This window comes from Grimontia sp. NTOU-MAR1, from assembly GCF_035758505.1.
Lineage (GTDB): Bacteria > Pseudomonadota > Gammaproteobacteria > Enterobacterales > Vibrionaceae > Enterovibrio > Enterovibrio marinus.
Window position 1 is genome coordinate 108,229 of the sequence record NZ_CP142109.1, and the last position, 21,099, is coordinate 129,327.

Genomic DNA, 21,099 nt, shown 5'->3' on the forward strand with positions numbered 1-21,099 from the left:
CCGCATTAACGCTGAAGTGAGTACTTATCGATGAGTGTGTAGAGTGTGGGGCGTGACACGCCAAGAAGATTAGCAGTTTGAGACATGTTACCCTCTGCACGGGCAAGTGCACGAGTAACGGCATGACGTTCAGCTTCCTCACGAACCTGACGCAGATTCAATGGCAGCCCGCTGTCTTTACGGTGCTCTTTAGTCAATGCCAAGTCCACCGCTGTAATTTGGGTTCCATCTGCCATGATAACAGCCGATTGAACCTTGTTTTGGAGCTCACGGACATTACCGGGCCAAGAGTAAGACATTAACGCTTCAACAGCGTCTTCGTTATAACCCACTAGCTTGCGGTTCATGCTTTGGTTGAACTGCAAAAGGAAAGTCTTCGCCAACAAAAGCGTGTCATCCTCACGCTCGCGAAGGGGCGGGACAGTAATGGTGACTTCCCCCAACTGATGAATGAGGTCTTCGCGGAATTTACGGTCACCGGAGCGGTGATTCAGATCTTGATGCGTTGCTGCAACCACTTTTACATCAACCGCGATAGCACGCTGGCCAGCGATACGATCGACCATTCTTTCCTGTAAGAATCGTAGCACTTTGGCTTGAATCGAAGGAGGCATGTCTCCAATCTCATCAAGGAACAAGGTCCCACCATGTGCTGCTTCAATCTTACCAATCTTTACCTGACGGGAATCAAAATTCCCCTTTTCAACACCAAAGAGCTCACTGTCAAGTAAGTCTTCAGGTATCGATGCACAGTTAACCGTGATAAAAGGGCCATCGTTACGAGGGCTGCGATCATGAATGGCTCTCGCCAGTAACGCTTTACCTGTCCCGCTTTCACCATGAATAAGGGTATTTACTTCTGTATTGGCTACGCGATCTACCATCCGCAAGGTTTTCACCATCGGTGCACTGCCGCCGAGAATAGACTGTTGCTGGCGCTCGTAAGCGCGCAACCGTTCTACTTCATGCTCAAGCTTAGCAGTGTGCCTCGCTCGCTTAACCATCATGCAGAGCAACTCATCACTAAAAGGACGTTTTATCACATCGGTTGCACCCGCTTGTAGCGCCAGCACCGCATCGCCATCTTTTTCGCTGTCTACGACCACAAGAATCTTTGTCCGGGGCGCAAACGAATGAATGTCTCTAACAAGATTAAGCGAAATAGCATTGCTGCTGCCCATCACAACCACGGATGTCAGCATTTGGTTCAGAGCTACTGCCACGCTTTGCGTGGTAGCGGAAACGACGGAGGTAATACCCTCCAGAATTTGGCTAAGTTGCCGTTGTGACGCAGGATCGTCATCAACAATTAGCAGTGCGTCCTGACGTTTAGTCAGGCTCGGCTCGGTATCAACCATGAATCTCCCCTTTGGGTATTAACACCGTGTTTTGAATATGCCTCAGGCCACTAACGAACGGTTACCCGGACGTCTCGGAAACAACACGGAAATCCGTGTTTTTGCCTTTTTGGCGTTACAGATCCAACGGACACCAGTAAGAATGCTATCAACTTGGGCATAAAGTTACTTCGCTGACAACAGTCCTTTACCAACCGGAATCTTTAAAAGTCACGGTGCTTTCTAACGTTCTTACGCAACATTCACTAACCCAAAGGCGCGAGGCCCTAACTCGCTATCAATCTGCTGCGCGTCTTAAAAACACGGGAATTCTGGAAAGCACACGGTGACGACACGTTTTGAGAAAAGAGGCAGGCCGGTATGGTAAAGCTTTTCTTTATTGTTGTTGACTTGTCGGTCTGGCAGCGCTGGTTGAACTACACACTGATTGCCGCAAAGCTTCTCCGAGCTGTTTCTTTTCGCTAGTGGGATACTCTAGCAGCATGATTTGAAAACGTTTCCGATAAACGTAGGAATTAAGCTCAATTCTTATTTTGTAGTCACATTCTCTGAATTTAACAGGTCGAATGATGTCTAGTCGTGTCGATAAATCACCGAAAATTGCGCTCTTACTGACATAAGTATGATTCCAAGCTTGTTAGCTCCATCTTTCCTTTCTCCAATACCCCAATAACTGTCACAGGGAGAGTTTTCAATCAGAGTGGCAGGCGCTGTCTCAACCAACAACTGGCATAAATTTTGGTTTTGGAGAAATTTTTCCATCACCGCAAAATGCATGATGTCGTATCGAACCTCCATCCAGTCATCGCGCACAAACTGCTCGAGTTCACGACTGAGTTTAAAGGCTTCGCATGGCGTTTTCACAGCCTGCATTTGACGTTGTAATTGGCGATCAGTGAACTTTTGAGCATGATAGAAGTGCTCAGTGGTCAGCCATCGCTCGCCATCGACTTCTATAGGGGCAAGATAAAAGTTAGACAGAAAACCATAAGGCTCGTCAGGTTCATAAAAGCGGATTTCCTTAACTGACATGGTGTTTATCCGATGATGGCATATAATTGTTATCGTAGTCAGCAGTCTGATTTTACGTCTAAAATGTCTAAGAAATGTGAGCCCAATTAAAGGTATGGATAAGCACTTAGTTTCGCCTAAGTACAAATCCTTTCAAAGAGCTGACGCTACAACATCATAGTTTTGTTTCAGTGGTTTGACGGTTTTTGGCCTTCAAAGGAGCGAAATGATGAAACTGGCTGTGATAGTTGCTACCACCGTGATGTTTGCAGTGTTGCTTTTTCCTGTTCAAGCGATTATTCCCGTCAAAGGTGCTGATTGCAATGATTGGAACGCGAAAACCTTTTGGTTCGAACCATGGGGAATCTCAGCTGTGCATAAGGGCATCGATATTTTCGCCCAATCAGGCACTCGAGTGATGTCTGCCACTGGCGGGTTAGTGCTTTACACCGGCGAAATCGCCAGAGGCGGAAAAGTGGTTGCCATTTTGGGGCCTAAGTGGCGTTTACACTATTATGCCCACTTGGATGAAATCTCGCCGGATACTTCAGGATGGCTTACACAAGGTGAATCGATTGGCACGGTCGGCAGCACAGGTAACGCCATTAACAAACCTGCCCACCTACACTATTCCGTCATGTCACTGATCCCTTATCCTTGGCTGTTCAGCAAAGAAACTCAAGGTTGGAAGAAGATGTTTTATCTCGACCCAGCTGCCCAGTTCGCCCAATGTGTTAACCGTTAATCAGCGCGGCAAGCAGTGCGACGCCTTCTTGGATATCACTTAAAGAACTGTTTCCAAATCCGGCCACCATAGTGCGCTCTGTTTCCACAGGGCAAACTCTGTCTTGATGGCTGTCGCAGTAGTAGTCCAGCGTTCTTATGGTATATCCCAACGCATCAAACCGCGTCTTCACCTCTGTCGCAGTCGGCCCTTCTTTCCAACGAAAAGTGACATGTAGCCCTGCTGCCTGACTCAGTATCTCCACTTGATCCCCACAAGCTTTGGTTAGTAATTCGACAAAAAGCCGCTGTTTTTCCTGATAGAGGCTGCGCATTTTACGGATATGTCTTAGGTAATCGCCTTCGGAGATAAACGTCGCCAACGCTTCTTCTATATGAATTGGGGTATCGCCACCGATAGCATCCTTAATTTGTAAGCATGGTTCCACCAAGGCTTCAGGCACGACAAGATAACCAACTCGCACAGAGGGTAAAAATGCCTTGCTGAAGGTGCCAATGTAAATGACCCGCGCATCTTCGCCATGCAATTGCGTCGCGAGTCCCTGAAGCGAAGGATAAGGGCGGTTAGCGAACTGAAATTCACTGTCGTAATCATCTTCGATGATCCAACGGGCTTGCTGACTTGCCCACTCAATACAGCGCATTCTCTGCGAGGTATTCAGACTGGTACCCATGGGATATTGGTTGCTCGGCGTCAGATAAACTGCATGGCCTTCGAACTGCTCAATCTTGTCAACATCCGCGCCGGTTTTCGGCATTACTGGAAGCTCTTCGATCTTCATGTCACTTCGCTTGAGTACCTTGCGCATTTGCACATAGCCAGGATTTTCCATCATCACGCTATCACCTGCCTTCAAAATGGCATTCGACGCGATATAAAGCGCTTGCTGCGCACCAAAGGTGACAATAATCCGATGCGCGGGCGCGGAAACAGACCGGCTGACAGATAGGTATTCACTGAGTGCTTTTCTGAAAGTCAGACTGCCCTGAATGTCATTTTGACCTGCAATGAAACTTCGCTGAAACTGCAGCTGCATCGCTCTCGCCCATTTCTTGTAGGGAAAGTGGACAAGGTCAGGCACACCGGGCGCGAAGGCGCGATTTCTTTTTTGGGTGTCGAAATTTTCTGGCGCTGCTGCAGTGTCATCGGAATGCGATCTCGTGACTGACGATCGGCCGTTTTCTGCCTGAAGGAATTGCTCGGGTGTCGACACATTCACGAAGTAACCCGCACCACGTCGGCTTTCCAAGTACCCTTCTGCTTTCAACTGCTCATAAACCGCTGTCACTGTATTTCGGCTCAACCCCAATTCCTGCGCCATAAAACGGGTGGCGGGAAGCCTGCCATGATGAGGCCAGCGCTGGTTCAGAATCTTCTCCTGAATCGCGGCATAGAGTGCGCTTTGTTTTGAGCTCTTTTCACTGGCGAGTTGCAAATCACCAATGTCGATCGGCTGCATATTGGACCCATCCACTTATTTAAACTGGCTCTATTTGTGGAGCCATTTATCACTACACTACAGGAATGAACGACGAAGAAGCAATGAACAAACAAGGAAGACGTTTATGACGCTAGGCAACACCCAACGGACAACAGTAAAAAAAGCCGCTCACAAAGCAGTTAAAGACAAAGAAGCGCTTTACAGAATTATTGATGAATCCAAACTTGCGCATGTTGCTTTCACTGATGAGCGCGGCCCAACGGTGATTCCTATGCTGGCATGGCGTGAAGGTGACAATATTTACATTCACGGTGCCAGAAACAGCAAGATGCTCAAACACTTGAAAAACGGCGCGGATTGCTGTGTAACCTTTACTATTCTGGATGCTTGGGTGTTGGCGCGTTCCGCTTTTCACCACAGTGCACATTACCGTTGTGCAATGGCATTCGGACGCTTTGAGGTGGTTGAAGACAACACAAAAAAAGCCGCTGCTTTTGATGAGTTCCTGGAGCAAATCGCACCGGGAAGAAGCAAAGAGGCTCGCCCCGGTAATGAAAAAGAACTGACAGCAACAGAGCTTTTAGTAATGACGCTCGCTGAAGCTTCAGTCAAGATTGGCCGTCATGGTGTAAATGATGATTTGGCCGATATGGATTTACCCGTTTGGGCGGGAGTACTTCCTTTCCGCACAGTGGCAGGGCCTTTGGAGCCAACCACTGATAATAGTGTCGATGAAACACCGGACTATTCGTCTGCCTACCCGGGCCGGTGGTGCGAATAAAAATTCACTCTCTAAGAGGTTTTACCTTTTGGGGAGTGGATGACCAAACAATCTGAAGAAGCTCGCCGAATCAGGCATCTTCAGGTTGTTTGGGTATATAGCTCCCTGATATATTGAGTTTTCGTCTATCAGGAGAGGACAAGGATGAGCACATTCAATCGGGTAGCCATTGTCGGCGGTACCCACGGGAACGAATTCAGCGGTATTTATCTTCTTAAAAAGTGGCAGGAAAGCCCTGCACTTATCAGCCGCCCCACCTTTGAAACAGAAACCCTTTTCGGCAACCCAAATGCATTCCGCGATAACAAACGTTATCTGGATTGTGATTTGAACCGCCAGTTCATCCCCGCCGATCTTGCAAACCCTGAACTGGGTAATTACGAGCAAAGCCGAGCTAAAGCCATCAACCTTCAATTAGGGCCAAAAGGCAACGCACGCACCGATCTCATCATCGATCTGCACAACACTACCAGCAATATGGGACCAACCCTGATCCTGCTGAAAAGTGATATCTTCAATACCCAGCTCGCCGCCTATGTCGCAGAGCGCATGGACAACGCAGTGATCCTTTTTGAAGACCACTGCTCAATGGAAGAGCATTACTTCCTTTGTTCTATCGCTGACCAAGGCATCATTGTTGAGGTTGGCCCTCAGCCACAATCAGTTATTCGTCAAGATGTGCTGGAATGGATGGACGATATGACACGCCACATTCTCGACTTTGTAGAGCTATTTAATAGAGGCGAAGTCCCGACGCTACCAGACACTGTTTCGGCATACCGCTATGTCGAAACCTTGAAGTTGCCTGAAAACGAACAGGGTGAACGTATCGGCATGGTGCATAAAAATGTGCAGGACGCTGACTTCACACCACTTCGAAACGGCGACCCTATCTTCACCAAGTTCGATGGCACAGAAGTGTATTGGGATGGCGACTACGAGGCTTACCCGCACTTTATCAATGAAGCCGCTTACTACGATAACAATCTTGCCATGTCATTGGGTGAGAAAGTTGATATCCCTGTGATTAAATAATTCGCAATACATATACGATCAAAAACGCCCTCACATTGAGGGCGTTTTTACACTCAATTCAACCCTGCTTGTCAGGATTGTGTTTCCCCTGCAATCACAGAAGGATCACCTTCGACCACCGGCATATCGCCGATATCAGCCGAGCCTGAAACCTGAGTAGGCACTGGGACGCTGGGGTCTGCCAAGGTCAAGCTACTACACTGCCCTGTCGCGGATTGCATGGTCTGTTCAATCTCTCGCGCTTTGATCACATACTGGTTGGAACTTCCCATGGCAACGCCATCGTTGAGAGAAAATGCTGGCGTGTACTTGCCGCTATCCTGCTCATAAGGAATACCCCAAAAGTCACCGTTTCCGCCATAGTTGAACAGGAACGTTTGTCCCGCGTATGTGCCCGCGGAGCCAGAGCGATCATTGGCATTGCTGTGGGTGTAAGTGAACTGCAAAGGACGATCGAAACTCACCACATCTCCATTGCCATCTTGTACTGCCGAAAGCTGGTTCCATGACTGGATACCCGTTTCCCAGACATAAAATTCAGTCACAATGGATGAGTCATAAACGTCATAAGGATTGGTTACCACCGATGTCACCATAGGCCCACTTCGTACACCCCAACTGTGTGGCGTCGCATCTATATCGTTCTGTGTGAGTGAAGCATCGTAGCGAACTGGCTCGGAGCTGTTCACACTCACCAGTGTCAACGCATTACCTCCGGAAGTACTAAAAGTAAACTGTCTCTGAACGCCATTGGTTTCAAATGGCCCATCCCAAGTGCCTAAATCTCCGATAGCCAATGTACCAATCGGACAGTTGTCATAGCAGTACAGCGTCACCGAACCACCATTCAGCAGCTCACCTGAACCCGTTTCGCTTCCGTTAATAAAGCTTTGCTCGTAGTAGGTCAGCGACGTTTTCCCTTCCAGATATTTTACTTCGCCCCCCAATTGCTCGGAGTACATATAGAGTGATCCATTTGTACTCAGGGTAATTTGCACCGGGCTGATCGTCGCCACAGAAGGACCGTTCTCACCCCAGCTCAACTTACCGGTTTTATAAAAACCGTCTGAACCAACACTGTCCTGTGCAGCCGTGAGGTAATTCACCACCCATTGGTCGAAAGAACCATCGCTAAAGACGGTGCTATCCCAATAGCCAAACTGAATACCTCTTGCTTGAAAAAGGCTGAGCGTTTTCACTTCATTTTTAATCAAACGCCCTGGCGCAGTCACATAGGTATAAGGGGTTTGCGCACCGCCATCATTCCTAACAACGGTTTTACCATTGGTAACAGCGCCCTCAACTTCCGTCCAAAGTCCCCAATAACCCACATATCCGTAGCTATCGTAATTGCTATTGTTCGCACTTGAATAAAGAATTGGGAAGCCAGAATTGACATTGACTTTAGCACCAGACGAAGCGCTATAAAGATCATAACGATGGACAAAACTGTCAAATTCTGTCCGACTCAAACAGGTGCCTGCATTACTTCCAGATTTGTATGGCAAACTACTAAAGTCGGACGCATTCTGTAGCAAGACATTATTGCTATTAAATGCCAATGCATAGGCCCCGGATTGGTCGGAGGATGTCAATGCTACCCCGTTCGAACGGTCACTGTTCATTACGACACTGGCACTTTGTGTGTAACTGCCCGGCCCTTGTTGGCTGGATTCGTATAACGTAAAACCAATTGAACCCGGCTCACTGTCTAAGGTAATGACTTCTCCACCCCCCAATTGATTCAGGTTGGTAAAGTTGTCATAGAAATCAAAATTAAATGTGAACTGCCCAAATGGGTTCGAGTCACTTGCCCCTTCTGTAATCACAGCCTTAAATTTTATCGCCTGACTACCACCTCCACCTTCCATTTCAGGAATCCAAACGTTAACAATCAAGGGATCAAAGTCTGACGCGCGGGTGACATTTGCAACCGCTTTCAAATAAGAAGGCGTATTGGCGGCACCGGAAGACTGTCCTGTTGAACCGTCGTCCTCAGTGTCAAAACATGCAGCCTCGTCCGCAAGAACCAAGTAGGGTCCTAAATTCGCAAACTCAGTCACATTGAATTGGGCAGTGAAGCAAAGAATACTGTTAACCAGCTCTATCGGCTCCAGCGCTTCATTCCAAACGTAAGATTTCGTTTGGGCTGCAGTGTAGTCCGTACCTGCATCATTGAAAGCAGCGTGAGCAATACCTGTTGACACAATCAAAGACGATGCCAGATAAGCAGTGTTAGTCATTTTCATTGGTCACGACCTCCAGCTGTTGTGGCAATTGGAGACTGCTGGTCGATGTGGCCGAGCCAGCACCATCACTGTCGCTGCATGCTGACAGCCCTAAAATGAAAAAAAAGACACACCCTAGTTTTGTTAACACTTTCATCACATCCTCACCTAATCATCCGTTATCACAGAGACAATGTCTTATTTAAGAGACATCGGTAGATTTATTAATAGTGTGGAGTAAAAGAATTGTCAGAGTCTCTGGCATACAAAAGTAGAAAACCTATCACACTGAAATAATTAAAATTATATTTAAATGGCATTCTGTAAGAGGACAAAAAATATTCATGAAAATAGGGACTTAGTATAATGTCCGACCAAATACCGCCTTAAATGACCTTAATTCCACTATGTGATTAAAATCACTATTTCAACAAATATTGTAATCAATGAGTAAAAACTGAAATAGAAACGTGGTGAATGTGATCTCGATCTGCTGAAGGGAGTTGATGGTTCCCTAGACTGGAGCCACAAACATTAACAGTAATGACACATAATTTAACAAATATTACTGTTTTTATTTGAAAATACAGAGGGATACATTGATGAATGAAGTTTTATTAGCAGTTTTTGCTGGTGCAATTGTTGGTTTTTTCTTTAGTGCCGTGAAATTACCTCTCCCTGCACCTCCAGTGATCTCCGGAATCATGGGTATCGTTGGAATTTATATTGGCGGTATGGCCCATCAGACGATGGTCACGAGATTCTTTTCATAGCCTCGCCCACACTCTTTACCCCGAGCGCAGATATTTAAAGCGCTGGAAACTCATATTTTATTCACGACGTAGAAAATTCGAGGAGGATTGGTGTCTACAGGTAAGCTACCGCCGGCGGCAGATGGGTTACAACTCAACTTCTGCAAAACATTGGCGTGTCGAAACTTTGGATTGAGTGATGAGAAGTATTATTTGCTTCAAGATTCGGATCCGTCTCGTCCCGGCTTAGTGTGCCGAGAGTGTGGTGCCTTTCCTCCTCTCCTTAACAACAGGGGCGTTATAGAAGAACTGAGCCGACAGAAGCAACAGGATTCTGGCAATCTCGCCGCATGCAACACCAAAGGCTGTGAGGCTTTTGGTAAGCCTGTGCTCACCCATCGTGAACACTATCACGCATTTGGCTACAGTGGAGAGCGCCAGCGCTACCGTTGTAAGCATTGCCAGGCGACATTCGTAGATAAGTGGTCCAACGCCAACCCAAAACTGGATATTCAACAACGTCTGCTGGGTTTGCTCTTTACTGGCCATCCTGTTCGTGAGATTTGCAGAAGGTTGCATATCAACCCAAAGACCTTTTACGATCACCTTGAGCAAATTGCTGCGCGCTGTCGAAACAAACTGGCAAGCGTCGATGCACGATTTTTACAATTGGCCAAAGAAAACCCTCTGGCTTCATCGCTAACTACTCTGCAACCACGTAGCGATAATGGCGTTATGTGGTTAACAACGGGTGATGCAAAGTATGGCTATGTCTTGCTACAAAACATCAACTATTCCTCCGATGAAGAGAAGCCGGAGCAAATTGAAGATGTGTATGCAGAGAATGCCAGATTGATGCCGGATGTCTTCGTTCATTTCACTGACTCATTTGAACCAGATCCAGACAGTTTGCTCAGTCAGGTCAATGAAAAATACAACGAAGTTCTGTCCCGCAGTAATGTGGAAGATCTCTATACGCGCCCAATTCACGTCGATTACCCGTCAAAGGGATGCCTGATCCGTCCACAATACGCTGCGTATGCTCAGTATCTACGACTGAAAGAACTGACTGAAGGCTGGAGTGAACTAAAGGTTTATTTGCCGCAAGAGCCTTTACTACGCTCTGCCATTGTCAGCGTGTTCAAAGATCGATTGCAGGACAAACAATGCCACCCAATTTACGTAGTGCAAAATGCACATTGGCTGGAGCACGATACCGCTAACAACATCGATATCATGCTGTTGAGTTGGTGGCGTGATCGTTGGGCCTTCACACAAAAAGGTGAAGCAGCCAAAGCGATATGTCACTTAGGGAAAGAAAACGGCTGCGAAGCGGAGTGGTTGCAAGAGGCAACAACAGCAGCACTGGAAGATTATCAAAATCGCTTCCATCTGCATTTTCGTTCCCTGATCGATGAACCAAGACGCCGTTTGCGACCAGGTGGCTTGCTGCCATTGCTCGACATTTTCCGTGCATGGAACAATCTTTGCCACCAAAACAGTGAAGGTGTCACCCCTGCGCAAGCTCTTGGGCTGGCGCGCCACCCTTACACATTGGCGAATCTATTGGCTTAATCATTAGATGTCATTCTATTTTTCTGGCCATTTCTCACCTATAAAGTGGGCGCATTGAGGGCCTCCCTTCGGGCGAGTTGACTGACGCCATGCTCTTTGTTGTTCCTTTTTGATGGAGATGATTAAATACCAGACTTTAGATAATAAAAAAGCGAGCTTGCGGCTCGCTTGTCTATTGAATGCAAAACCAGATTACTCGTCAGCTTCCGCTTCTGAATAGTCTTCCACTGCGCCACCACGAGATGTAGAGCACAGGTTATAAACGACATGCTTGTGATTGATTTCTTTCAGGTATTTCAACCAGCAGAGAGCATATGATGATTCAGCTGCACGACGACCATTCACTTCATCAACAAATTTTTGCTGCTCTTCGTCTTGAGGAACCATTGCACCTTCGAACAGTGCTTTCATGGTACGCCCACTGGTTTCCAAAAGTTGTGCTTCTTTGATGGTGAAATAGCCTGATCGAGCAAAACCTTTTGGAAAATGCCTGTCATCAAAAAACTTTTGACCACTAAACATTATTTAGCTCCTTAACAAATTTGCGCAATATTCTTCATTAAACCAATAAGGTGTAAAGCAAAATATTGTTGATCCGACGATTAAGAAAATTAATTCTTAATCCGGTTTATAGCGATGATTTTGAATTCTGTCGAGCGATTAACGACAAATTCATGATGAAATTTTCAGGAAACTTATCTGAGAAGTTTCCTCAGGTCGAAACCATAGAAAGTAAACCTTTGTAACAATGAGAAAAACGTCAAAAAATGGCAAAGACCGTCCTTAGACTACCCAGAAACGTTCATCCAGCCAACCCCTTTCTATGACATCAGCGTTTAGCTAAACCTCACAACTCTACTGACTTATAGCGATTTTCGTTCACAATGTGAGAAGTAAGCTTCTCTGTCTATTCAATCTTTACTTGCTGATAAGATTCTTTTCGTAACAATCGAAAATATTAATCAAAAACAGTGATTTTTTTCGTTTTATTTAATCGACTCGCCGGATTTATGCTTAGGCGGAATTGGTGTCATTGTTATGCCAAGGAACTTTCATCAATAGGTCACATAACTTTGGCTATATTGGTGAGATAAAGGGTTAGCAATAAATGCAGCCTCTCTCATTCAATAAATAACTATTCCGAAATATAGTTAATCGAACAGGGTAAATATAATGGCCAAGTGGGAACAGTGGCTGAAAAACGACACAAACCGTAAAGAGAAGTTTAATTCCAAATTCAATGAGGAATTTGATGATCGACCTCAACGCGACAAAAAGGTACGCCGCAAGGCAAAACCAAGCCGCTCATCTCAAGAGGATTACCCGTTCGATTGATGGAAAACAGCCAGCGTCTCAGCGCTGGCTTTCTTAGTCAATACCTTAGAAAAACATTTGGTAGGTGTAACCCGTCAGTATCGCCATCCCCAATACCACCGCCAAAAAGGTCAGAATCATCTGGTTGCGGAACATGGACTTGAGCAAGATAACTTCTGTAAGGCTCGCTCCTGCACTACCAATAACCAGCGCCATTACCGTACCCACACCCATGCCTTTTGCCATTAAGGGCGCACTCAGCAGAATCACTGCCTCTGCACGGATGTAAAGCGGAATGCCAACCACAGCCGCCAAAGGTATTGCAAACGGGTTATCTTCGCCGGCGATGGAAGCAATCCATTCCGCAGGCATTGCACCATAAATCAATGAGCCGACACCGACACCGATGAAGATGTATGGCATCGCCGTTTTAAAGTCTTTCCAAACGCCACGCCAAATCTTCAACCACTTATTCTCTTCTACTTGTTTCGTTCCACACGTTGTGCCACAGCAATTCTTTGCAGGTTCTTCATAGATAGATGGTTTAAGGTACTTTTCGAAACCCAACCTTTCCAGCAGGTAACCCGCCACCACCGAAATAACAAGTGCGGAAGCAAAGTAGTAAACCGTCACTTCCAGGCCGAAGGTCACCGCGAACAAACCAATGATCATTGGATTCAGTAGTGGGCTCGCAAACAGAAACACCATCATGGTGCCAAAACCCGCCTGAGCACGAATCAAACCTTTGAGGAATGGAATCGTCGAGCAAGAGCAAAACGGCGTAATTGCCCCTAAAAACGCAGCCATCACATAACCTTTACCGTTTTGGCTACTCAGGATGCTACGGATCTTTTCCGGAGGAATGTATTGCTGCAATACGCCAACCAGATAACTGATCATCAGGAACAGCACTGTGATTTCGGCGGCAAGGAAAGCAAACATGCCCAGCGTTGATTGAAGGGTCTCCACTGTCATAACTAATTTCTTTATATTTCTAGAATATTCGAAATATAGAGTTTTGATTTCTCCCCTGCAAGATATTTCTGTTAATATCGAAATGTTATTTTTATTCAGGAAACGCAATGGAACTCGAAGCAGTTGCTAAGGCATTGAAAGAACTGGGACACCCGACCCGGTTGGCGATATTCAAAAGGTTGGTGAAGAGCGGACACGCTGGGATAGCAGTGGGTGTGGTACAGGAAGAGTTGAGTATTCCTGGTTCAACCCTTTCTCATCATCTGTCGAGCTTGATGTCAGCACAGCTGATTGAACAGCGTCGTGAAGGCAGGACTCTCTATTGTGTGCCTAAGTACGAGCAATTGGAGGGTGTACTGGCATTCTTGCAGGAAGAATGCTGTGCTGACGAATCCCTTGAGGATACCAGTGCCAAGGAATAGAAAAAGCAGGGCGTGCCCTGCTTCAATTTGAATTAGCTTTGCTTTTCCAACCACTCAGCATATCGTTTTTCTACAAGCTTTTTCACGTCTCGCCACTTTTCAGCACTTTGTAGGTCGCGCACTGAGAACCGATGCTTCTTCATCAGTGATGCAGCCTGCGGTACATCAATGATTGGCAGGTTGTCTAACGCCTCAATTGAAGACTGGCGGTTATTGCATAGCAGCAGCATATCGCAGCCAGCAGCCAGAGCTTGCTGACAACGCTCTGCTGGCCCACCCATCACTGTCGCTCCTTCCATGTTCAGGTCGTCAGAGAACACAATGCCTTGGAAACCAAGCTGCTCTCGCAAGACTTTTTTGAGCCAGAACGGTGAACCACTGGCTGGCAGTTCATCATAGTGTGGATAAATAACATGTGCTGGCATCATGGCGTCCAACACACCCGCTTCGATTTGCGCGGTAAATATTGCCATATCCTGTTCGAAAAGATTGTTACGCTCATCCTTCGGGCTTTCGAAATGCGAATCGGCAATCACGGCACCATGACCCGGGAAGTGCTTGCCCGTTGTCGCCATACCGGCGTCTTTCATACCAGCCATAAATGCGGTTGAGAAGCGGATAACAGTGTCATTGTCGTCACCGAATGCACGGCTACCAATTGCTTTACTGTCAAAACCACGGTCCAGTACCGGCGCAAAGCTCAGGTCAATATCATGGGCCATTAGTTCGGCGGCCATTAACCAGCCTGCTTCCTGTGCCAAGGTCAGGCCATCTTCCATCTGAGCGTAAGATTGCGCGGGTGGAATGATAGTGAACTGCTCTCGGAAGCGCTGAACACGACCACCTTCTTGGTCAACACCAATCAAAATTGGGCGTTTAGCCGCTTTACGAACCGACTCTGTAAGCGCTGCCAACTGGCGGCTGTCATGGTAATTACGAGCGAAAAGGATCAAGCCACCAACGCTTGGGTGTTGTAATAACTCTCGCTCTTCCGTGTCCAGCTCACACCCTTCAAGATCAAGCCACAATGGGCCCATGAGTCACTCCTGTTTTATTTTCGTTTTAAGCTGGCAACATATTACGCTGACACGCACACTCTAGAAAGTCTGATACCAAAATTTGGTGCTGGGAATTGCAATCCTATGAGAAACTTAGCAACTGAAAACTAAAAAGAAGAGAGGCGAACAAATCATGTATATTGGTATAATGTCTGGCACCAGTCTGGACGGAATTGATATGGTCGCCGCCTCGTTTTCTGACCAGAGCGCCACCCTTCACCATCAAGCTGAATATCCGTTTCCGGAAAAGCTAAAAGACAAGCTCATTGCCCTAAGCCAAGGGGCATCCGTTACATTGGAAGAAATTGGCACCATCGATCATTTCCTTGGGAAAACATACGCAGAAGCAGTGAATCGCTTTCTGGCCGAAAGTACGTTGAAAGCAGAGGAGATCGCAGCGATTGGCTGTCATGGTCAGACCGTATTTCATAAACCCACAGGGCCAATGCCATTCACCATGCAGCTTGGCGATGCCAATATTATTGCAGCACTAACAGGTATCACGACTGTTGCCGATTTCCGACGCAAAGATATGGCGCTCGGTGGCCAAGGCGCACCTCTTGTTCCTGCCTTTCACCAGTTTCTGTTTAGCACAGACTCCACCACAAAAGTGGTGCTGAACATTGGCGGCATAGCCAATATATCGGTACTTGCGCCTGATCAACCCGTCATCGGTTATGACACAGGCCCGGGTAACATGCTAATGGACAGTTGGGTAAGCAAGCACCATGGCAAACCATACGACAAAGACGGAGTCTGGGCTGCTAGCGGTGTGGTCAATCAGGCTCTCTTGACCCAAATGCTCAGTGATGGATATTTCGCGCAGTCCACTCCAAAAAGTACAGGTCGTGAGCTGTTCAACCAGAGATGGCTCGAAACGCATCTCAACACTTTCAGCCAACCAGTGAACGCAGAAGACATACAAGCCACTCTGCTTGCTTTTACTGCTCAATCAATTGCAAACGACGTGACTCTCTATGGTTCTGGCGAGCTGTTGGTATGCGGGGGCGGGGCGAGAAATAAAACGTTAATGACTGCACTTCAGTTGGCATTACCTTGCTGGCAGGTCATGCCGACTGACGATATAGGTATCAATGGCGACTCACTGGAAGCACTTGCCTTTGCCTGGCTAGCCTATCAAGCGTTAAAGGGAAAACCGGGAAATCTAACCGATGTCACTGGCGCCAGCCGCCCATGCCGACTCGGCGCCATTTACTACCCTGATTAGCCCGACTGGGTACCGAACCTGTTTGGGCGATTAAGCGCGACTGGAATTTGGTTGCTGGTACGCTTTAAGTAGAGAAGGTATTGGCTAAAACTTAGTGGACGCGAATAGTAGTAGCCTTGGGCAATGTCCACACCGTATCGTTTCAGTACAGAGGCCGTTTCCAAATCCTCTACCCCTTCCGCCACTACCATAAGGCCAAGCGACTTCGCCATCTCCGTCGTTGCCCTCACAATGTTTTGCTTACGTGGGCTGTTTGTGAGCGAGTTGATAAAGCTTCGGTCAATCTTAAGCTCAGTAAACGGTAGCTGTGAGAGATAGGTCAGCGAAGAATAGCCTGTCCCGTAGTCATCAATGGATACTTCAATATCATACTGTGACAAGCGGTCAATCACCTGGTGCAGCCTTTCATAGTCTGACACCATAGTCGACTCAGTCAGTTCCAAAGACAGCGTGCCTGTTGGAACCCGGTACTGTTCTGCTATATCTGCAATCTTGTCCACGAGATTTGGAATAGCAATGTCTGACGCGCTCACATTTATCGATAAACGACGGCTAAAGCCGAGCTCGATAAGCTTACTTTGCTGATAGAAGGCGCGTTTAATCACCCACAGTGTCAAGTCGTTGATTAGGCCAACTTCTTCTGCCAATTTCACAAATAATTCTGGTGAAACTTGGCCAAACTTGGGATGCTCCCAGCGCAATAACACTTCTGAACCATGGATCGAGCCAGTGCGGAGGTCAATCTGGGGCTGGTGGTACAAATCCAGTTCGTTGTTTTCAATTGCCCTTTTCAGGTCAGAAACCAGCGACATGTTCATTGTGCGGTTGAAACTGTTCAGCGAATCGTAGGCATTGAAGCGTTTTTCAATTGGAGAGGTTTCAGCCACTGCTTGCATCGCCTTGCGCAGCAGAATATCTGTTGCACTGCCATCTTTCGGAAATTCACTTGTTCCAGCAGTCCCCTGCGTACGAATACTTAAATCACTGAGCTCGACATAGTGGTCCACTTCATCAAGAGCACTGGCAAGCAGCAACTTAATTTTTTCATGGTTTGTTGACAACACAACAAACCCGAATAAGCCTTCCTTTATGCAGGCAATACGATGTTTGCGATGGTAGCTCCCTTCTAGCACCTTCACAGCATCACTATCTAGCGCTACATGCAGACGCTCACACACTTCACTAACAAAGTACTGCTTCTGCTTTACGGACATATAAGGCGCAAGTGAATTAAAACGATCGATCTGGAAGCAGCAAAGCGTAAATTCTCGGTTTCTCTCTACAAGTTGATCAATAACAAGGGTTAACACATTCACATTGGGTGAAGATGAAAGCATGTCGTGCGTCAGTTGATAAACAGAATCTTCACGTTGCTGACGGAATCGCTCAGCAAGCGCCAGTGCCATTAGCATGACAGTCAAGACATTTCCCATCATAAAGGCATAACGGAATGCCAAAGTGTATTCAATCGTCCCCGTCACCAAAAGTGGGGGGAAAACCCCTGCAACGACTAATGGCACCCAAGAAAATGTAAACAGCGGACTCCATTTTTGTGCAACAGTCCAGCGGCGCCAGACCAGCACACCGATCAAAGAGTAGAAAACAGGCTGAATCGCGATGAGGAAGGTTGCCGATATATGTTCAGGAATAACCAAAGAAATGATCATCAATCCCAACAAAACCATCAGCGCATAGTTAACAACTTGTCGCAATAAACTTTGAATCTTGTGAACAAGGAGATAGAGATGAGCAAACGACAATGAAAGGAAAAACAGCCCAAAAGTCAGACCTACCGTATTATTGCTGAAGAAAATCTGCACTGATGTCGGGAAAAGGTATATACCGAAGCCATGCACTGCGCCGAGCAACACCACACTGGTCACCACATACCCTGTGTAAACGATATATACACGTTCTCGCAAAGAGACGTAAACCGCGAACGTGTATACAGCTACCGCTAGCATAATCGCGGTGAAACCTCCCCAAATGGCGTGAAGAAGTTGTGTCAGTGTATGGTAATCATGTTGATCCAATAGCCAGATAGGCATGGTTGGAAAACCTTCAGAGTAGACGTGAAGGTAAAGCTGAGATCTTTCAAACCCATCAATCATAAAGTGGACGGCCGGCGGCATATCACCAACCTTGTATCCACGTTCTGCACTGTCACCTAGACGCCATCTTTTAACTTCACGCCCTTCATCGTCGAACTGGTAAATGTTCAAACGGTCGGTCATCGGCGTATCGAAATAAAGAGAAAGGTGGCGATGATCAGACTCTAGATTCTGTACGTCTACTTTTACCCAGTAGGATTTATTTCCCAGCTCCCAGGGAATTTCGGCTGGGCTGCTGATACTCCTAAAAATGGCGGAGTCGCGGACATAACTGAGAATATGGCTGTTTGTACTATCGACAAAGTAACCATAATTGGCCTCGATATTTTCGGGTGAAGATGACACCGTCGGAAACAGCCCAGCAAATCGGGAACCTACAAGCGTACCGATAAAGACGATAAACAACGTCGCCGCAATCCATAATATGCGGTTTGGGATCACAGGCTGTAGTTTCATTTATTCTCCCGACTTGTATAAAACTTGACCAGCAAAGCGAACTTCGGGAAAACAAAAGAGTTTGGATAACTAGCCATACGCCAACCTTAACGCAGCTCTTCTCATCATCCGGAGCTACTGAAAATTCCCACAATGACATGTTTCAATCTAGATACGTATGACTACTTTTTCAAACAAATCTTGATTGAAAACAGTAAATAGTACTGACATTTCGGTTAGGTCACATCCAAATGTGACTTCGAGCATATGATTGACACATGAACATTTGTTCACTCACTGAAAACTTCGTAGACTCTCAGGCTGATTACCCAGTGCAGGAATAAATTATGACCACGACACGCACATTAAGCAGTAACTTCGAAAGCCTGCTTGATGACACAAATCTCCTCACTGAGATTGCCATTCTTTATTACCAGCAAAACACAACTCAGGAAGAAATTTCCAAGAAGTTCGGGATCAGTCGCGCCAAGGTAAGTCGCCTGCTGCGCCGTGCTCGTGAAGAGGGGATTGTAGAAATTACCGTTAAGTTTCATCCGGTACACAGTGCCCAACTGGAACAAAGGCTGATGGAGAAGTTCAGCCTCAAGAGAGCCCTCATTGCACTTGACCAGCCTAGTGTTCAAGAACAGCGTATTCAGGTGGCCACTCTCGTTTCATCTTTTATTGATGGAAACCTACAGGAAGGTATGGTCGTTGCTGTCGGACAGGGACAAAACGTTGCAGCGGTAGCGGATCACCCTGGCATTGTATCCCATCGTAACGCACGTTTTGTGTGTGCGATTGGTGGCACTCATCGCAGCGGCGACATTATCAATGCAGACCATATCTGTCGCCGCCTCGCCAAGAAATTTGGTGGTAGTAGTGAAACGCTCTATGCACCGGCCTACGTTGATACACCGCAGATTCGGGATGTATTCCTGAGCCATCCGAACATTAATGAAACACTTAATCAGGCGCGTAAGGCAGAGTTCGCCCTAGTGGGTGTCGGTGACATGGACGAGAACAGCCATATGGTGAAACTGGGCTGTTTCTCGGCACGCGAGTTCGTTGAAGCACGTGTGAATGATGGTATTGTTGGTGATATTGGCGGTTTTGATTTCTTCAAACTGGATGGTAGTCGAGCAAATACCCTGATGCGCGATCGAGTTGTAGGACTTGAAATGCGAGACTTGAGACTGATCCCAAATGTCATCGCTATGGCTAGTGAAAGCCGTAAAGCTTTGTCTATTCTCGGTGCATTGAAAACAGGTACCATTGATGTCTTAGCAACCAGTGCCAGTTGCGCGATGGCACTGCTTAACATGGTCGATAATGAAGGTTGAACAAAGCATACCAAAACTCCTGCAGGTAAAGGATTCAGCAGCACTTCAACAGATATCGTTATAAGTAAACGTTTCTATGAGATCCCTGTGAGGTTTATCAGATCTGAGCGTTGACTTTATTACACAAAAACAGAAATATGACGCAATCATTTGCTCAGACGTGTTGCATTTGTTCATTCAACGTTTACACCGATATTTTGGATGATTAATCTAGCAATTCTGAGCCCCCTACTTGATACAAAAAAGGTTTAAAAGATGAGCACTAAATTGGAACAATTACGCAAGCTCACAACCGTGGTTGCTGACACGGGTGATATCGATGCGATCGCCAAATACCAGCCACAAGACGCGACAACCAACCCTTCCCTGATCCTGAAAGCTGCTGAAATTCCACAATATGCACCGCTAATTGAAGAAGCGATCGGCTACGCAAAAGCAAAGAGCCAGAGCGTTGAACAACAACTGGCTGATGCGGGCGACCGTCTGGCAGTAAATATTGGTAAAGAAATCCTTAAAGTCATCCCTGGCCGCATCTCTACAGAAGTAGATGCCCGTCTTTCTTACGATTTCGAAGGCAGCGTAGCGAAAGCACGTAAGCTTATCAGCATGTACAACGAAGCGGGCATCAGCAATGATCGTATTCTGATCAAACTGGCCTCTACTTGGGAAGGTATTCGCGCTGCAGAAGTGCTAGAAAAAGAAGGTATCAACTGTAACCTGACTCTGCTGTTCTCATTTGCTCAGGCACGCGCTTGTGCTGAAGCGAGTGTTTATCTGATTTCTCCTTTTGTTGGCCGCATCATGGACTGGTACAAAGCGAAAGAAGGCCGCGACTTCGAAGCAGCTGAAGACCCAGGTGTCCTGTCGGTTTCTGGCATTTACAACTATTACAAAGAGCACGGTTACGAGACTGTTGTTATGGGCGCAAGCTTCCGTAACACTGGCGAAATTCTAGAACTGGCAGGCTGTGATCGTCTGACCATCAGCCCACAGCTGCTGCAAGAATTATCTGACGCAGAAGGCGAAGTGGTTCAGAAGCTAAGCGACGATGTGGAAGTGAAAGAGCGCCCAGCTGCAATGACACATGCCGAGTTCCTTTGGGAGCACAACATGGACGCGATGGCTGTCGAAAAGCTGGCCGAAGGTATCCGCAACTTCGCGGTTGACCAAGGTAAGCTGGAAGACATGATCCGCAACATGCTGTAATCCAGAAAAACAGAATTACTCAGAGCGGCTATTGCCGCTCTCTTATTTCATATATGATCCGGTTCTGAAACCCGGTCAGAT

The 21,099-nt window shown here is 46.8% G+C and carries 18 protein-coding genes; 10 read left to right on the plus strand and 8 right to left on the minus strand.

All coding sequences use genetic code 11. The annotated features are described in order from the left end of the window. Window positions 1–5: 5 nt before the first annotated feature. Window positions 6–1,358, minus strand: a complete 1,353-nt coding sequence (locus tag VP504_RS18470) for a sigma 54-interacting transcriptional regulator (protein WP_325894893.1) — start codon at window positions 1,356–1,358, stop codon at window positions 6–8. A gap of 573 nt (window positions 1,359–1,931) precedes the next feature. Continuing rightward, window positions 1,932–2,390: an NADAR family protein gene (locus tag VP504_RS18475; protein ID WP_325894894.1), complete on the minus strand. Its 459-nt coding sequence runs from the start codon at window positions 2,388–2,390 to the stop codon at window positions 1,932–1,934. A 205-nt stretch (window positions 2,391–2,595) separates the two neighbouring features. Here VP504_RS18475 and VP504_RS18480 point away from each other — a divergent pair, with 205 nt between their 5' ends. Further along, window positions 2,596–3,114, plus strand: coding sequence for a M23 family metallopeptidase (locus VP504_RS18480; RefSeq protein ID WP_325894895.1), 519 nt, complete (start codon window positions 2,596–2,598; stop codon window positions 3,112–3,114). Here the strand turns inward: VP504_RS18480 and pdxR are convergent. Next, window positions 3,104–4,573, minus strand: a complete 1,470-nt coding sequence (gene pdxR, locus VP504_RS18485) for a MocR-like pyridoxine biosynthesis transcription factor PdxR (RefSeq protein ID WP_325894896.1) — start codon at window positions 4,571–4,573, stop codon at window positions 3,104–3,106. The genes VP504_RS18480 and pdxR overlap by 11 nt on opposite strands. A gap of 106 nt (window positions 4,574–4,679) precedes the next feature. On the opposite strand from pdxR, the gene VP504_RS18490 reads away from it, so the two are divergent. Next, entirely contained in the window at window positions 4,680–5,336 is a 657-nt protein-coding gene (locus VP504_RS18490) for a pyridoxamine 5'-phosphate oxidase family protein (protein ID WP_325894897.1), read from the plus strand. A gap of 144 nt (window positions 5,337–5,480) precedes the next feature. Continuing rightward, window positions 5,481–6,371: an aspartoacylase gene (locus VP504_RS18495; RefSeq protein ID WP_325894898.1), complete on the plus strand. Its 891-nt coding sequence runs from the start codon at window positions 5,481–5,483 to the stop codon at window positions 6,369–6,371. A gap of 71 nt (window positions 6,372–6,442) precedes the next feature. Here VP504_RS18495 and VP504_RS18500 read toward each other — a convergent pair whose 3' ends face one another. Continuing rightward, window positions 6,443–8,620: a hypothetical protein gene (locus VP504_RS18500; RefSeq protein ID WP_325894899.1), complete on the minus strand. Its 2,178-nt coding sequence runs from the start codon at window positions 8,618–8,620 to the stop codon at window positions 6,443–6,445. A 581-nt stretch (window positions 8,621–9,201) separates the two neighbouring features. Between VP504_RS18500 and VP504_RS18505 the strand changes: the two genes are divergently transcribed. Together VP504_RS18505 and VP504_RS18510 are read left to right on the plus strand one after the other, a co-directional pair. Continuing rightward, window positions 9,202–9,372 carry a XapX domain-containing protein gene (locus tag VP504_RS18505; protein WP_325894900.1) on the plus strand — a complete coding sequence of 57 codons (171 nt, stop codon included), beginning with the start codon at window positions 9,202–9,204 and terminating at the stop codon, window positions 9,370–9,372. Between the two features lie 90 nt (window positions 9,373–9,462). After that, window positions 9,463–10,926, plus strand: a complete 1,464-nt coding sequence (locus VP504_RS18510; protein ID WP_325894901.1) for a lactate dehydrogenase — start codon at window positions 9,463–9,465, stop codon at window positions 10,924–10,926. Between the two features lie 192 nt (window positions 10,927–11,118). Here VP504_RS18510 and maoP read toward each other — a convergent pair whose 3' ends face one another. Then, complete coding sequence (gene maoP / locus VP504_RS18515; protein WP_325894902.1) at window positions 11,119–11,448, minus strand: DUF413 domain-containing protein; 330 nt, start codon at window positions 11,446–11,448, stop codon at window positions 11,119–11,121. Window positions 11,449–12,099: 651 nt separating this feature from the next. Here maoP and VP504_RS18520 point away from each other — a divergent pair. After that, window positions 12,100–12,261, plus strand: coding sequence for a hypothetical protein (locus VP504_RS18520; protein ID WP_325894903.1), 162 nt, complete (start codon window positions 12,100–12,102; stop codon window positions 12,259–12,261). Between the two features lie 45 nt (window positions 12,262–12,306). Here the strand turns inward: VP504_RS18520 and VP504_RS18525 are convergent, their stop codons facing one another. Then, entirely contained in the window at window positions 12,307–13,215 is a 909-nt protein-coding gene (locus VP504_RS18525) for a permease (RefSeq protein ID WP_325894904.1), read from the minus strand. A 107-nt stretch (window positions 13,216–13,322) separates the two neighbouring features. Between VP504_RS18525 and VP504_RS18530 the strand changes: the two genes are divergently transcribed. After that, window positions 13,323–13,637, plus strand: a complete 315-nt coding sequence (locus VP504_RS18530; protein WP_325894905.1) for an ArsR/SmtB family transcription factor — start codon at window positions 13,323–13,325, stop codon at window positions 13,635–13,637. A 32-nt stretch (window positions 13,638–13,669) separates the two neighbouring features. Here VP504_RS18530 and nagZ read toward each other — a convergent pair whose 3' ends face one another. Then, the gene (nagZ, locus tag VP504_RS18535) at window positions 13,670–14,674 is read right to left on the minus strand and encodes a beta-N-acetylhexosaminidase (protein ID WP_325894906.1); all 1,005 of its coding nucleotides are present in this window, start codon (window positions 14,672–14,674) and stop codon (window positions 13,670–13,672) included. A 121-nt stretch (window positions 14,675–14,795) separates the two neighbouring features. On the opposite strand from nagZ, the gene VP504_RS18540 reads away from it, so the two are divergent. Beyond that, window positions 14,796–15,923 carry an anhydro-N-acetylmuramic acid kinase gene (locus tag VP504_RS18540; RefSeq protein ID WP_325895445.1) on the plus strand — a complete coding sequence of 376 codons (1,128 nt, stop codon included), beginning with the start codon at window positions 14,796–14,798 and terminating at the stop codon, window positions 15,921–15,923. On the opposite strand, the gene VP504_RS18545 is transcribed toward VP504_RS18540, so the two are convergent. Further along, window positions 15,920–18,490 carry an EAL domain-containing protein gene (locus VP504_RS18545; RefSeq protein WP_325894907.1) on the minus strand — a complete coding sequence of 857 codons (2,571 nt, stop codon included), beginning with the start codon at window positions 18,488–18,490 and terminating at the stop codon, window positions 15,920–15,922. The genes VP504_RS18540 and VP504_RS18545 overlap by 4 nt on opposite strands. Before the next feature lie 326 nt (window positions 18,491–18,816). On the opposite strand from VP504_RS18545, the gene VP504_RS18550 reads away from it, so the two are divergent. Continuing rightward, entirely contained in the window at window positions 18,817–19,812 is a 996-nt protein-coding gene (locus tag VP504_RS18550; RefSeq protein ID WP_325894908.1) for a sugar-binding transcriptional regulator, read from the plus strand. 255 nt (window positions 19,813–20,067) lie between these two features. Beyond that, a complete protein-coding gene (gene tal, locus VP504_RS18555) occupies window positions 20,068–21,018 on the plus strand; it encodes a transaldolase (RefSeq protein ID WP_325894909.1) in 951 nt (316 codons plus the stop codon). Window positions 21,019–21,099 lie beyond the last annotated feature (81 nt).